Source organism: Rhodothermales bacterium (assembly GCA_013002345.1).
GTDB lineage: Bacteria > Bacteroidota > Rhodothermia > Rhodothermales > JABDKH01 > JABDKH01.
The window spans coordinates 1-13,914 of record JABDKH010000297.1; the positions used below are offsets into that span (position 1 = coordinate 1).

Here is a 13,914-nt window from a genome sequence, read left to right on the forward strand (position 1 = left end):
CGGAGGTCACGTTGCGCTGGGATACGCCGGGCGACCTGCCTTTCCCGATGCCCGTCGATGTTGACGTAGACGGCACAACGAGACGCGTCAGCATGGAGATGGGTTCTGCCCAGATACCATTGACGGAACTTGACACCGAGCCCGCGGTCGATCCACTCAATTGGATTCTGAAGGACGAGGGTTGATGCCGATGTGAATCTGGTGTTTCGCCGCTGAGCGATTGGCGGAGAAAAAAAGAAGCGGTTGCGTGGATGTCTCGAAGAACAATTTCGGTCACTGATCCGATTCAGGATTACATACTGGATATGTCGCTTCGCGAGCATCCCGCCCTCTTGCAGCTTCGTGAGGCCACCGCAAGACTGGATGAGGCGAACATGCAGATCTCACCCGAGCAGGGTCAGTTCATGTCTCTGCTTGTTCGGCTCCTCGGAGCGAAACGAGCGCTGGAGGTCGGCGTCTTCACGGGCTACAGTGCCCTTGCCGTGGCGCTTTCACTTCCGCAAGACGGGATACTCGTCGCGTGCGATGTGAGCGAAGAGTGGACGTCCATCGGAAAGAAGTACTGGCAGGACGCTGGTGTCGACGGTCGAATTGATCTGCGTCTGGGTCCCGCCATGGAAACGCTGGAGGCACTTGTTGGGTCGGGCGCGGCCGGGACCTTCGATTTCGCGTTCATTGATGCGGACAAGTTGAACTACGATCGCTACTACGAATTGTGTCTGATGCTTGTCCGTGCGGGAGGGCTTGTAGTGATCGACAACGTGTTGTGGGACGGGAAGGTAGCGGATGCGGCTGTTGACGACGAGGAAACGGAGGCGATCCGACGATTGAACAGGAAGATCCACGCGGACGAGCGAGTTGATCACAGCCTGATTCCGGTGGCGGACGGATTGACGCTGGCGCGAAAACGGAATACGGCGATGTAGTCGAGGCCGAACGATTCGTTGCGCGGCCGGTTCGTCGTCCGAGATGTGATGTCCGTCAGGCGTTGAGCATGAAGCTCAATTCCTCATCCGGTCCCAGTTCCGCTGGCTCGGCCGCTCCGTGGAAAACACGCATGGTCCTGTCACCCAGGAGGCGCATTCGCTCGGCCTCGACACGTAGGATGCTCCCTTCACGGAGGCCGACAACTGTCGTATCCGGATTCAGTGTCACGAATTCAAGGAGGCGCTGCTCGCGTGTTTCACCCTGGTGCTTGTCGGGATGGGCATCGAGATAATGCGGGTTTATCTGGAATGGAATCAGATGCAGGGCCGCGAATGAAGGTGGTTCCACGATTGGCATATCGTTCGTGGTTCGAATCGTCGGACATGCCAGGTTTGATCCTGCGCTCCATCCTATGTACGGAACACCGGCGATCACTCTCTCTCTGACGACGGACAGAAGTCCTGTCTCAGTCATCTGCTGCAGAAGTCGAAACGTATTGCCGCCGCCGACTGCGATCGCATCAGCGGACCGAACGAGATCCTCCGGATTATCGACTTCATGTACGGACACAACGGCGTAGCCAATGGGTTCAAAATGGGCGCGAACCTTCGCCGCATATTGATCTTCGCTGATTGTTACGCCCGCGTACGGTACGAACGCGATGCTGTTAACCCCGTCGCCAAGGAAGGCGCGAATCGCGTCCTCCGCATGCTCGAGATAGCCCTGGCCATAGCTGACCGAATTGCTGAGAAGGAGAAGTCTTCTGGACATAGAGTTGACGGCGCGCCGCGCGCTCGTTGCTGTTGTCACCTGAATTGAACACGAAATCTAACGTCCCGCGAAGAAGCAGGCCAGAAATGATGGCTATGGGCTCAATTTGATTGAAATGCGGTAGATTGGGGTGTCTGAACCAGGCTTTTCAACGCGTCAGGGCCCCGTCAGGGCGACAGTACGACCGCTTTTGCCACTTATAACGATATGAGAGCTTTCGTTGCGTCCTGCTTCCTGTCGCTGATCTGCGGGGCGTTTTCTGGTGTTGTGCACGGGCAGACGCCCGGCCGGCAGGCGGGGGACGGGGGCTCGGAGGCACGCCTGGTGCTGAGCGAGGCCGTGGCAGATACTGCGTTTCCGGGAGCCGTGGCGGTGGCCGGTCGAGGAGGGGAGGTCCTGATGACGGTAGCCGCGGGCCGGTACGGGATAGATGATTCGCGGCCTGTGGTAGACTCCACCGTGTACGATCTGGCCAGCGTCACGAAGGTGGTGAGCATGACGACGGCAATCATGCTACTTGTTGCCGACGGCGTGCTTGAGATTGACGGATACGTCGGCAGCTATCTTCCACGGTTCGGCGGTGGGTGGAAGGACTCCGTCACGGTCCGGCATCTTCTGACCCACACTTCGGGGTTGCCTTCCTGGCGTCCGCTTTACCTGGAGGCGACCGACCGTCGGGAGGCGATCGATTCGCTGTACTCGACGCAGCTTGACACCATTCCGGGAGTTCGGTATCGCTATTCTGATCTTGGGGCAATCACATTGGGGCTGGTGGTGGAGAGCATCGTTGGGCGGCCCCTGGATGAGATCATGCTCAAGCGGGTCTGGCGTCGACTCGGAATGACATCCACCGGCTACGTTCCTGATGCTCATCTGCTCGACCATGTTGCCCCGACGGAGTTGGACCCGGTGAGAGGCCGGATCATTCGAGGCGAGGTGCATGATGAGAACTGCTGGCGACTTGGCGGCGTCTCGGGTCACGCCGGTCTGTTCAGCAATGCGCCGGACCTGGCAGTGTTCGCACAATGGATGCTCGATCTATACCACGGCCGCGTGTTGGCGGACCACCCGTTGTACGTGCCGCGCGAGATCGTCGCGGAATTCACAAGAAGGCAGGATGGTCCGGAGGGATCTACCCGAGCATTGGGCTGGGACACGCCATCCGACAGCCTGAGTACCGCGGGGACGCTCATGTCGCGAGTGAGCTTCGGCCACACCGGATTCACGGGTACGAGTATCTGGATTGATCCCGCCAACGATCTTTTTGTTATCCTTCTGACCAATCGCGTGCATCCAACAAGGCGGAGCTACAAGATCGGACGGGTTCGAGGTTTACTCGCCGACGCGATTGTTTCAGAGTTGCTTTCAAGTGAAGACCCGAGATAGATGAGCGGCCTGGACATCCTTGTAATGGGGCTCTACTTCGGCGCTGTGATCGGCATCGGGGTATACTTCACGCGTACACAGAAAGACGCGTCGGATTACTTCCTCGGGCGGCACAGCATCCCGTGGTGGGCGGTGATGTTGTCGATCGTCGCGACAGAGACGTCGGCGCTTACCGTCATTTCCATTCCGGGTCTTGGGGCGCGAACGGATCTCACGTTCTTGCAGCTCCCGTTCGGGTATCTCATTGGGAGAGTTGGTGTTGCGATCTGGCTGCTACCCGGTTATTTCCGGGGAGATCAACAGACGGCGTACGAGCGACTGGAAAACCGCTTCGGCATGAGCACACGCCGGATCGCGTCAGCGCTCTTCATGGTCATCCGGTCGTTGGGCGATAGTGTGCGGGTCTTTGCGACCGCAATCCCCCTGGCCATTGTCACCGGGTGGTCGATTCCGGCGAGCATTGTGATTGTAGCCGTAGTGACGGTGGCGTACACGTGGGCCGGCGGTATCAAGGCGGTGATCTGGGTCGACGTGATGCAGATGGGATTGTACGTTGTTGCCGCGATCGCGACCATTGCTGTTGCGGCCTCGTTGGCCGGCGGTGTGGACCTGGTCATAGAGCGGGCGCTCGATGCCGGCAAGCTGAAGGTGTTCGACTGGAGTCTGTCATTCAGTACCACATATACGTTTGCGGGCGGCATTCTCGGTGGTGCTCTTCTTTCGGCAGCGTCTCACGGGACGGACCATCTGATCGTTCAGCGGCTGTTGTCTACGCGTGCGCTGAAGGATGCGAACAAAGCGCTCATCGGTTCGGGTATTCTTGTCATCGCACAGTTCGCCATCTTCCTCCTGGTCGGGACCTTCCTGTGGGCGGTCGGCGCCGAGGATACCTCCATGTCGGGCGACGAGCTGTTCCCCCGCTTTGTCGTAGACTTCCTCCCGTCGGGTGTGTCGGGTCTCGTCGTCGCGGGTATTCTCGCTGCAGCCATGAGCACAGTCAGTTCGTCGCTCAACTCGCTCGCCTCTGCCACAACCCATGACTTCTACGCTTCGATTCGCGGCAGGAAGGATCCTGAGCATCTGCTCGTTGTGGGTCGTTGGGCGACGGTTGGATGGGCTTTCGTACTTGTTGGCGGCGCCCTGTCCTTCAAGTCATCCGATCAGCCGGTCGTCGAGCTTGCGTTGTCGATTGCCTCGATTACGTACGGCGGGTTGCTGGGCGTATATATCCTCGGGGGTGTAGTCCGCCGGGCGAGACAGTTTGATGCGATTATTGCCATCTCGGTCGCGACCGTGTTCATGGTGGTTGTCGTACTCGTCAAGCCGCCGCCTTTTGCAGAGCTTGCCTGGCCCTGGTACGTGCCTCTGGGCACAGGTGTGACCGTATTCACCGGTGCCGTTTCAGCCTATCTGTTGCATCGGAGACGCGGCGTCGACCCAACCTGATCGTCGGCTTCGCCAGTAGCGGCTGTTGCACTGTCACGAGAAGCGCAACCGGATCTGACCCATCGTGCAGTCTGAGAAGGTGTCTCACGACAGGTCCCATCGCTCATGATCTGAGGCACCGCAGTCCGTTCGCCAACCGAAACGTACCACGGGATGTGTTCCATTCCGCTTAATAATGCCATGTTTTGGGCCGATACTACGAGTGCCGGTAGTCTCTGCATTGCGCGGGCTTCAATGCTGGCACTCGTTTTGATTGGATACTAACAGACTGGGAACAGACTGTACTCTCAAGAGGCGTGACATGTCAAAGGTTATCGGGATTTTCTTTCTGGTGGTGATATTCTCGGCTGATGTGGCCTCGTCACAGAGTCTCTCGTATGTGAACAAGTCGAATCCAGGCTCGACTCAGTTGTCGAATCACCAGCGTTTTGTCGGCACCCAACTCAGGCGTCGCAATCGACAGTTCGGGTTCCAGCGGGGCGCGGCTAATCGTCAACGGATGTCGCAGCTCAGGATGCGCTCAATCCAACGATCGGCTGGAAAAGCCGGAAATCGCACAGGGACGTCTGCCGAAGTCGTTGCGCGGAAGAGACAGCAGATTCGCAATCGTCATCTCACCAGGCGCACCTCTGTCGGGACCAGAACGTCACAGCTGCAGGCGGCAACCAGGGAACGCTCCAGGGCTCGTCGGAAAGCCCAGCAGCGTCCGTCGAAGAGAAGGATCAGCGCCCTGGGCTGGTAGTACGGATTCGGTCGCGTCTCACGTCGTACTGGCCGCCAGTAGCGCGTCAGCGATGGACGTGATTTCGTCGCGGAAGGCAAGACGATCGCGCCACTCCGAGGGTATGGCATTCACTCCCCAGTACGCTCCGGCCAGCTGACCGTAAATGGCGCCGGTGGTGTCGGCATCGTCACCCAGATTGACGGCCATCAGGCATCCGTCTCGGAAATCGCGGGCTCGCACGAACGCCCACAACGCCGCCTCCAGCGAACGAACAACGAATCCCGTGCCGACAATTTCAGGGGGATTCCGTCGCTTGAACGATCCCATGGCCACCTCGTACACATCTGCATCCAGTTCGCCCGGTGCCCACGGTCCGTTGAAAGGTCTGTGGCCAGGTGCGAGCAAGTCGTCGCGTGTCGCGCCCCCGACAGCCCCGACCAGCAAACCCGCGAAATATCGGCAGGCATCTATCGCCGCCGGAGCACCGTGCGTGGTGCGTGAGCAGACTGCGGCAGATTCGATTGCACGCGCGGGTTCAGCATAGTGGAACAGCGCCGCCGGGGCGAGCCTCATCAGTGAGCCGTTGCCTGCAGAGAACTCGTCCGTCGAACCGCTGAAAGGATTCCGCGACATCTTGTAGCGGGCCAGTGCCGAGGCAACGGTCGCACCGATGTCAAAACACACGCCCGTGCTGCTGCGGTACCCGTCGTCGCGCCACCGAACGTATCGGCGCATCTGGTCGTCCGGATCAACGCCCCCGCACGCTAAAAGACTGTCTGCCAGGCACAGGGCCATAGAGGTGTCGTCTGTCCACTGTCCTGGCTCGAGATTGAAAGGCCCTCCGCCCACCATATCGTCGATCGGATCGAACGTGCCGGGGGATTTGAACTCGAGAGTCGTCCCTACTGCATCGCCGGTCGCGAGGCCCAGCAGGCAGCCCCGGAAGCGATCTGCGAGTGATGGGGACGATGGATTCCCTATCTCACCCATGATCTGACGAATGCCTCCTGAAGATCGTTTTCTGGTGAACGCGGATGTCGAGCACTCTTCTCGACCTTCGTCCACCAGTCCGCCAGCTGTGCAAGAGACGCATCCGCCGTTTGCCCATGGTGAGTCAGGAAGGTGGCCACCACCGTTCCTGTTCTCCCGATCCCGCCCCAACAATGCACATAGACAGTGTGGCCGTCCAACAACGCGTCGTCAATTGTTGCGAGAATGCGCCGCATGAACGCAGGCTCCGGCACATTGCTGTCGATGATGGGCAATCTGTGGTACGCGACTTCTTTGCCTCGTTCTGCCGCGAGTTCGTTGAGCATCGCTCTATATGGCTGAAGACCGTACTCGCCCGGCTCCGTTAGGTCGAGGAACAAGGACACGCCACGCTCGAGATATCCGGCCAGCTTTTTTCTGGAACGCTTGTCGTCCGCGTCGCGGGGGTATTCCCCGGCCATGAATTGCCCGGGTATGACCCAGTATGTGTTATGGTTTGGCAGGGGTATCATGAATCTCGATCATCGATAGCATCGCCCACGTCCCGAGACGCGGCGGATGGTTATTCCGTCATCTCGGGCGGGCACGAACTGTGCGGCACACTTCAGCGTGAATCTTACGCGGGCGTAATGTATATAGTTAAGTTACATACCTGCACAATAATCGCTTAATACGAATGCGAAAGGAAGACGCGTCCCGGTCGAAATATGACCAGGTTGGTCAGTCGCACGAGCAGCCGCTCACAAAGAAGCTCTACAGACGCGAACTCCGTCGGCTACAGCTGGAGCTGGACAAGCTGCAGCACTGGGTTCATCACCGCGGCCTGAGGGTGGTCATTATTTTTGAGGGTCGTGATGCGGCGGGTAAGGGTGGAACCATCAAACGGCTTACGGCGGCCCTGAATCCGAGGATTGTACGCGTCGTGGCGCTGCCCAAGCCCACCGAGCGCGAAATGACCCAGTGGTATTTCCAACGCTACATGCCGCATTTGCCGGCGGCCGGCGAGATCGTGATCTTCGATCGCAGCTGGTACAACCGAGCGGGTGTGGAGAGGGTAATGGGCTTCTGCACAGAACCGGAGTATCTGGAGTTTCTGAGATCGTGTCCGGACCTCGAGCGAATGCTTGTTCGGTCTGGCATCAAGTTGCTCAAGTACTGGTTCTCCGTGTCGGCGGAGGAGCAGGAGCGCCGGTTCAGGGCACGGATCGAGGATCGGACCAAGCGGTGGAAGCTCAGCGACATCGACCTTTCCTCGCGGGAACGGTGGTACGACTACTCGCAGGCGAAGGACCAGATGTTCCTGTACACCGACACGATGGAGGCTCCCTGGTTTGTTGTAAACGCCGATCACAAGAAAAAGGCGCGTCTCAACTGCATCAGGCACTTTCTTTCGCAGATTCCCTACCAGGAACTCGAGCAGGAGGAGATCGAATTACCGGCCAGGCAGCAAGATACCGGGTATCAACGCCCAAGTCAGGATCTCCAGAAATTCGTTCCGGAGATCTTCTGAGTCGGTACGGTCGTGAAGGGCTTGTCGAGCCCCCAGGGGCGATTGGCACAACGGGCAGATGCATTTCTCGTGCCTTCGCTAAACACAGACTCGGTCTGTGCCGATCCTAGATGCGAGCACGGGCGTGTCGCGCCACTACCCGGTGGTGTTCCGGCGAACACCCGTGTCCCCGTTCCACCACCTCAGCATCTTTACTATGCGTTGTCGCCCTCTGTTTGCAGCGGTATGCCTCGTCGCGGCCGGCAACCTGCTCAACGTCCTGGCTCTTCCTGTACAGGCTCAAACGGCGCCAGGAGGCCTGATAGACGGTTATACCGTCGGCATCGGACTGGCGATGTACCAGGGGGATCTGGATCGGAATCCCGGCAACAAGCCGACTCAGTTTCTTGCATCCGGCAACATTCAGTTAATGGCAGGAGTGGACCGTCAACTGGCAGGAGGACGTTTCGGGGTTGAACTCCACTACAACCGGCTGACTGCACAGAACAACCTGGTAGCCGGCGATCACAATGTGGTCAGTCTGGATCTGACCTACGGACGCGAGATTGTTTCACCGGCGGTGATGATTTATGCCGGCGTTGGTCCCGCCCTCGTGCTGTCGAGTTACGAAAGCCAGTCCGTCTCCGCCGACGTACTCGGGATTGCGAACGAAGGTGCCGGTTTCGATCTCACGATCCCGATAGGAGTGATCCTGCAGGACAGGGTGCGCCTGTCAACACGCGTGGCGCTACTCGACCGCGTGGACGGGACCGATCCTCTTGGCGGCCGCGACCTGTTGTCGAACATCAGCATCGCGTACCGATTCGCCGGCGGCCGATGACAATTTGCCGCGGAACATCCACCCAGAAGTTTATCAGGCACATGCGCAAGTTCTTTTTCGCAATAGCTCTACTCGCCCTGCTGTTCGGAGTGGAATCCTCCTACGGACAGTCGTTCTTCGTGAATGCCGGGGGCGTCTTCAACGATCCATCCGCTTCGGTGCCGACGACGCAGTCATCGCTCCAGGTTGGGTCCCGGCTCGGACTTACGGATATGTTCAGAGTCACAGGACTACTTTCGATGCAGTCGGCGACCTCCGCTGAGGTTGGACTTCAGGTGTGGCCCATGCGCGGGGACGGCCGCGTCGAACCGTATGCATTTGTCGGATACGGTCGTTACCTGAATGGTGGTATCCGTCAGAGTGTTGTTCCGATCGGCGCCGGCCTTGCGCTGAAGGTGAAGCCACAGTGGAGTATCAATCTGGAGGTGGCAAGTCGGACGTCGCTCCTGCAGAGTCAGGCAGGATCGGCATCGACGCTTTCGGCGCTTTCGCCGACACTCGGCGTCACGTACGACCTGAAAGAAATTATTCCCGGACGCCGACGCCGATCCCGGGGGCTCCGAAATGAGGTTGCCAGACCGACAGCGGACCGCGCCGCGCGAGCCGATCGTTCCGACGAGGCGGTTGCCGAGAAGCCAGTCGAGGATGAATCGAGTTCCGAACCTGCTCCTATTGCGAGCGACATGTTGACACTGCAGGACGGCATGTTCATCATGGGTCTAGCCGATGAGGATCCGTTGTCGATGCAGGCAGCTGGTTTCAAGCGGGTGACGGTGGCGGCCTTCTTGCTGGATCCACACGAGATCACAAATGCGGCCTATCGCGAGTTTCTGGAGAGTGTCGGACCGGAGCAGCGAAACGCTATGATGCCGGATTCTACAGTCTGGCATGAGGCTGGTTTTCGATTCAGCTGGCGGGCATACTTCGAGGGGACGGTGTTTGACCGACATCCCGTTGTCGCTATCACTCACAGTCAGGCGCAGGCCTACTGTGAATCACAGGGCAAGCGGCTTCCTTCTGAGGCTGAATGGGAGTACGCCGCTCGTGCTGGTCGTGCCGGCGGCATCTATCCGTGGCAGGGCTATGAACCCCGCAACAAGTCGGGCGCTTATCTCGCGAACTACAACAACGGGCGGTCCGGCTATGCGGCGGATGGCTATGCCTTCACCGCGCCGGTCGGTGCGTACCAGCCGAACGCATGGGGCTTCTACAACATGAGCGGCAACGTCGCTGAATGGGTCGAAGACGCCTTCAGTCCCACATACTCTGTACTCAGTGATTTCAATCCGATCCACGAAGACGAAGCCGAAGAAATGCGCGTAGTGCGTGGCGGGTCGTGGGCGTCCGACGCATTCTACATAGGTGTCGGAGTTCGCGATGCTCAGCCGAGGAATGAAGCCTCTCCCTTCGTAGGAGGTCGCTGCGCTCGAGATGTCGCCAACTTCCTGGCAAATCCGGCGCGCGCCGTCAATCGTGTAGCAATAGACGAAACGACGCCCGAACTCCAGGAGAACTAGATCTACCGAGACGAACAACCACTCACTGACTCGACTTAAAAGAAGAACTATGCCAAACACTTCTCCGGACAGGATGGCTCGTCTCAAGGGTATCCTGGCATTCTGCATCGGCATTTTCGGCGCCCTCGCCATTCTTGGGGTGTTCTTCAAAATCCTGAAGCTCGATTACTACGAGCTCTTCATGAAGGTCGGTTTCCTGGGTGAAGCCGCTGCTTTCGTGACGATGGGTGTGTTCGAGTTAATCGGATCGTTTGCCGCGCGGCCTGCACCCGCAGGAGGCGAAACGGCCGTGCCGGCGCGCTCGGGAACGAAGGTGCGCGAGATGGAGGCCCGTATCAAGAGTGAGGTGGATGCGCTGTTTCTTGCGCTCGGAGAGGACGCGAAGCGTTTTCAGATGGAGGTTCGTGCGCTGGGTGCCGAGATGGAACTCGCGAGAGGGACGATACACCGCATGCGTGCCGAGTTGGACCAGGTCGCCTCGGGCCGGCTTGCGGAAGATGCGGGTATTCTAGGGACAGGGATGAGCGAACTCGGTGACGAGATGAGGTCGGCAGGATCTTCGGTGCAGCGCATCCGGGCAGAGCTTGAGGATGTCGCCGAACGATTCGCGTATTTCAATCGCGGGCGAGGTCATAATGAAGATCGACCTGCACTGGCTTCGAGTCGCGTGAAGGACGGACCGACCGCGTTGCCCCGTAGAAAAGTCGTCAACCAGTAGCAGTCGCAGGACCACCGATGAACGACGCCTCCATGTCAGGGATCAAGGAACTGCGCTACTATGTGATGCTGGCGCTCTACTTCCCGATTCTCCTGTACGCTTTCTCCACCTTCGACCTGAGCGAGGAGACCTTCGTGGTCGAGTCGTTCGAGCCTGTGGTAGTGGGCTCGAGCCAGGTGGTTCTCGGTCAGAAGTTTCAGGGAAGAGCTTTTCTCGCAGTCGGCGGCGGCCAGGGCCAGCAGTTGATTGGCGAGGGCGCCCTTGAATCATTGGGGGACTCGCTGTTCACTATGTCCACGGGCGATCTGCTCGCGGCCGGGGAAGCAGAGAAGGAAATCGAATACAGTGGTGCGTTCAGTTTTACGCAGGTGGGTGGACAGGTGGCGACGATTCCGGTTGACGGCAGTTTCACCGTACGACGTCCCGATATCGTTGCGATGAGTGAGGCCACGCAAACGTTGTACCGCCTGTGTCAGAACAGCGTCCGCATCGAGGTACCGGGGCTCGAAGATCGCACACTCAAACTGGCCGTGGGAAGATCCCGCGTCGATGGTAGACGAATCACGGTCAGTCCATCAGGAGCCACCGTCGACGTCAACGTCTTTGTCGAGGATGGAGGCAACGACGTCTTCCTCGGCAAGAAGAGCTTCGCTGTGATCGATCCGCCGCGGCCCGAGATCCACGTTACGAATGCGGGCCGACCCGTCAACAACGGTGACGGAATATCGCGGCGCAGGGCGATGCTGGAGTTCCAGATAAAGCCGGACGAGTCATTTCAGAGCCGATTCCCAAAAGATGCACGATATCTTGCCGGCAGCGCAACGGTATATCTCAGGAAGGGCCTCAAGGCCAGCAAGAAGATCGGCACGTTCGATCTGGACCGTAATAAACTTGTTCTGACTCGCGCGCTTCGCGACGCTCAACCCGGCGATCGCGTTCTTATCCGACTCGAGAGCGTCAAGCGAATCAATTATAACGGCCAGGCCGTCGACGTTCGGTTGCACGAAGCGAGCCGGACATTTGGATACGTAATTTCTTGAGTGTGACCCCGCCACCACTATGAATATCTGCCGTCCAATACCTCTTTTGCTCATTGCTGTCATTGCAGGTGCAATGTCGCCGCCTGCCACTGTCGCCCAGTCGCGATGGCTGCAAACCGTCGAGATCATTACGCCTGTTTCGAGTGACGATGTGACGGCTGCGCTGCTTGATTCACTGGTCGATGTGACCGACAGGCGCGACGTACTTATTCGCCGGGCGCCAGACGATACCAGTCGGCATCGCGTCGCTGTTCTTGCGGACCGGCTTTACGATGAGGGGCTTGACTTCAGCAGTGCGAACCAGGTGTTTGTGACCTATCGATTCGAGGCCAATCAGCGAAGGTTCAAAGCCGACATACTGAGTCTGTACTTCATCTATCGACCTGAGGAATTCGAGGACACGGACGTCCCGATAGCCTTTTTTGACGCATCCAACGCGATTATTCGCAACATCCTCGTTGGCAAGGGCACCCGGCTCGAGATGAACGAAGCCGTGTTCGAGCCTTTCTGGGACAAGCTGCAATTTCACCAGCTCGATCAGAGTCTGGTGACAAGTGTCGGTGGCCGCATTATCCGGGACGATGAGAGCGCCATCACCGAACGGACCAGACTTGTCGGGATCATTCGACAGTTTCTCTATTGAGCCGGCGACGTACTATGACGGCTGTTGGCGTTCCATGGTGCAGGGTATCGCAGGTCGCTGCAGTGGTCTGGTTGTGTGTAGCGGCCCCGTTCCCTGCATACGGACAATACGACTGGACCAGGCACCTCGGGCCTCGACCGACCGGCTTTGAACTCGAGCGATTCGGGACGTGGGATCTAGAACCGCTCTCTCTGAGAGGGATGGTCGATCGCGCCTATTACGAATCCGACCTGCTACGATCCTCGGCCGTAAGGTCCATCGCGGAAGTGACGCGGGTGGTCGCCGCAGATGGAGAGTCAGTCGGTCAGGTGTTCAGGCGAAGCCGGTCCCACGTGGATCGAAGCGGGCACATCAAGACGATAGAATACGAGGATCCCCTGACGAAGAGGGTTGTCCAGCGGGAGTCATTCACTTTCGATGAAAACGGCAGGCTGGAACGCTGGTCTCGGTCGCGCTCGCCGTCGGAGGTTCTGGTAGCCTCCATAACACGGACGCAATACCCGGGAGCCGCTCCATATGGAATGGCTCAGACATTCTCGTATTACGACGACGGATCCCTCAAGGAGTGGCGGGCCTGTATCACGTCGGTGAATCAGAAGCTCCAGGCGTGTGACGAGGACTATCTGAGACTGGATCGGTCTGCCCGGATTGTCGAATTCGGCTGGTCCGGGAAGTCCGTAACGATCGAGCGCGACATCGAAGGGAACGCGAGCGGAATCGAGATTCGAAATCTGGCCACGAATGATGTTGAACAACACGAAATCGTGTTGCAAGACGGCGCGGTGATCGAGAAGAAGGGAGAGGTGGTCGTGGGGCGGTCGTTCTTCGATGATCGCGGGCGACTGATTCAGCATCAGTCTCACTCGGCAGAGGAACGTGAATACTACACGACTCTGACGTGGACGTACGATGATGAAGGCCGGGTGATCTCGATCACGAAGGCGTTCGACTCCTATAGCTTTGGACGTGATGAAGACGGCCGGATTGTATCCGTAGATCAGACCATGATTCCCCACTCAATCCGCATGAAATTCGATGCCGCGGGGCGGGTTCTGGATCAACAGCCACCGCTGTTTTTTCGCCGGCTAAGCCCCGGCGCTGGCGGTACGGAGAGCTACGCTTATGATCAGGCCGGACTTCTTGACGAGATTGTGGTACGGGATCCGGAAGGATCGCACGTCGCGCGAACAGACTTTACGTACTCCTACCGAAGATCTTCTGTGCGTGTTCTGAGCAGGAAAGGCGGCAACTAGACCGGCGCCAGGCCCTCGATTTGAAACGGAACAGGCAACTGACGATACCGGGGTAACCACCCGTCTGTCAACGAATTTTGTAGAACGAAATGCGCTTCAACAACATCCTTCTCGCCACCGCCACCGTACTACTTGTCGGTGCGGCATTTATCGGTTGCGATGCTGCTTC

General features: G+C 58.5%; 14 protein-coding genes. 11 read left to right on the forward strand and 3 right to left on the reverse strand.

Annotation, left to right across the window (positions count from 1 at the left end):
* On the forward strand, nt 1-185 hold a 185-nt coding region (locus tag HKN37_14145; protein NNE47791.1), incomplete at its 5' end, for a hypothetical protein.
* A 66-nt stretch (nt 186-251) separates the two neighbouring features.
* Nucleotides 252-926, forward strand: coding sequence for an SAM-dependent methyltransferase (locus HKN37_14150; protein NNE47792.1), 675 nt, complete (start codon nt 252-254; stop codon nt 924-926).
* A 55-nt stretch (nt 927-981) separates the two neighbouring features.
* Here the strand turns inward: HKN37_14150 and pepE are convergent, their stop codons facing one another.
* Entirely contained in the window at nt 982-1,698 is a 717-nt protein-coding gene (gene pepE, locus HKN37_14155) for a dipeptidase PepE (GenBank protein NNE47793.1), read from the reverse strand.
* Between the two features lie 207 nt (nt 1,699-1,905).
* On the opposite strand from pepE, the gene HKN37_14160 reads away from it, so the two are divergent.
* Both HKN37_14160 and HKN37_14165 read left to right on the forward strand, forming a co-directional pair.
* Complete coding sequence (locus tag HKN37_14160; protein NNE47794.1) at nt 1,906-3,084, forward strand: serine hydrolase; 1,179 nt, start codon at nt 1,906-1,908, stop codon at nt 3,082-3,084.
* The gene (locus HKN37_14165; protein ID NNE47795.1) at nt 3,085-4,530 is read left to right on the forward strand and encodes a sodium/solute symporter; all 1,446 of its coding nucleotides are present in this window, start codon (nt 3,085-3,087) and stop codon (nt 4,528-4,530) included.
* A 760-nt stretch (nt 4,531-5,290) separates the two neighbouring features.
* On the opposite strand, the gene HKN37_14170 is transcribed toward HKN37_14165, so the two are convergent.
* Together HKN37_14170 and HKN37_14175 are read right to left on the reverse strand one after the other, a co-directional pair.
* Nucleotides 5,291-6,244: an ADP-ribosylglycohydrolase family protein gene (locus HKN37_14170; GenBank protein NNE47796.1), complete on the reverse strand. Its 954-nt coding sequence runs from the start codon at nt 6,242-6,244 to the stop codon at nt 5,291-5,293.
* A complete protein-coding gene (locus HKN37_14175; protein NNE47797.1) occupies nt 6,232-6,756 on the reverse strand; it encodes a hypothetical protein in 525 nt (174 codons plus the stop codon). The genes HKN37_14170 and HKN37_14175 overlap by 13 nt, the downstream gene beginning before the upstream one ends.
* Before the next feature lie 164 nt (nt 6,757-6,920).
* Between HKN37_14175 and ppk2 the strand changes: the two genes are divergently transcribed.
* The 7 genes from ppk2 (at nt 6,921) to HKN37_14210 (ending at nt 13,745) form a co-directional block, all read left to right on the forward strand.
* Nucleotides 6,921-7,754 carry a polyphosphate kinase 2 gene (gene ppk2 / locus HKN37_14180; protein NNE47798.1) on the forward strand — a complete coding sequence of 278 codons (834 nt, stop codon included), beginning with the start codon at nt 6,921-6,923 and terminating at the stop codon, nt 7,752-7,754.
* 196 nt (nt 7,755-7,950) lie between these two features.
* The gene (locus HKN37_14185; protein ID NNE47799.1) at nt 7,951-8,574 is read left to right on the forward strand and encodes a hypothetical protein; all 624 of its coding nucleotides are present in this window, start codon (nt 7,951-7,953) and stop codon (nt 8,572-8,574) included.
* A 41-nt stretch (nt 8,575-8,615) separates the two neighbouring features.
* Nucleotides 8,616-10,091 (forward strand): SUMF1/EgtB/PvdO family nonheme iron enzyme, encoded by a 1,476-nt coding sequence (locus tag HKN37_14190; protein ID NNE47800.1) that lies wholly within the window; start codon nt 8,616-8,618, stop codon nt 10,089-10,091.
* A 49-nt stretch (nt 10,092-10,140) separates the two neighbouring features.
* Entirely contained in the window at nt 10,141-10,809 is a 669-nt protein-coding gene (locus tag HKN37_14195) for a hypothetical protein (protein ID NNE47801.1), read from the forward strand.
* Nucleotides 10,810-10,826: 17 nt separating this feature from the next.
* Nucleotides 10,827-11,849: a hypothetical protein gene (locus tag HKN37_14200; protein ID NNE47802.1), complete on the forward strand. Its 1,023-nt coding sequence runs from the start codon at nt 10,827-10,829 to the stop codon at nt 11,847-11,849.
* A gap of 19 nt (nt 11,850-11,868) precedes the next feature.
* Nucleotides 11,869-12,492 carry a hypothetical protein gene (locus HKN37_14205; protein ID NNE47803.1) on the forward strand — a complete coding sequence of 208 codons (624 nt, stop codon included), beginning with the start codon at nt 11,869-11,871 and terminating at the stop codon, nt 12,490-12,492.
* Between the two features lie 14 nt (nt 12,493-12,506).
* Entirely contained in the window at nt 12,507-13,745 is a 1,239-nt protein-coding gene (locus tag HKN37_14210; protein ID NNE47804.1) for a hypothetical protein, read from the forward strand.
* Nucleotides 13,746-13,914: the final 169 nt, after the last annotated feature.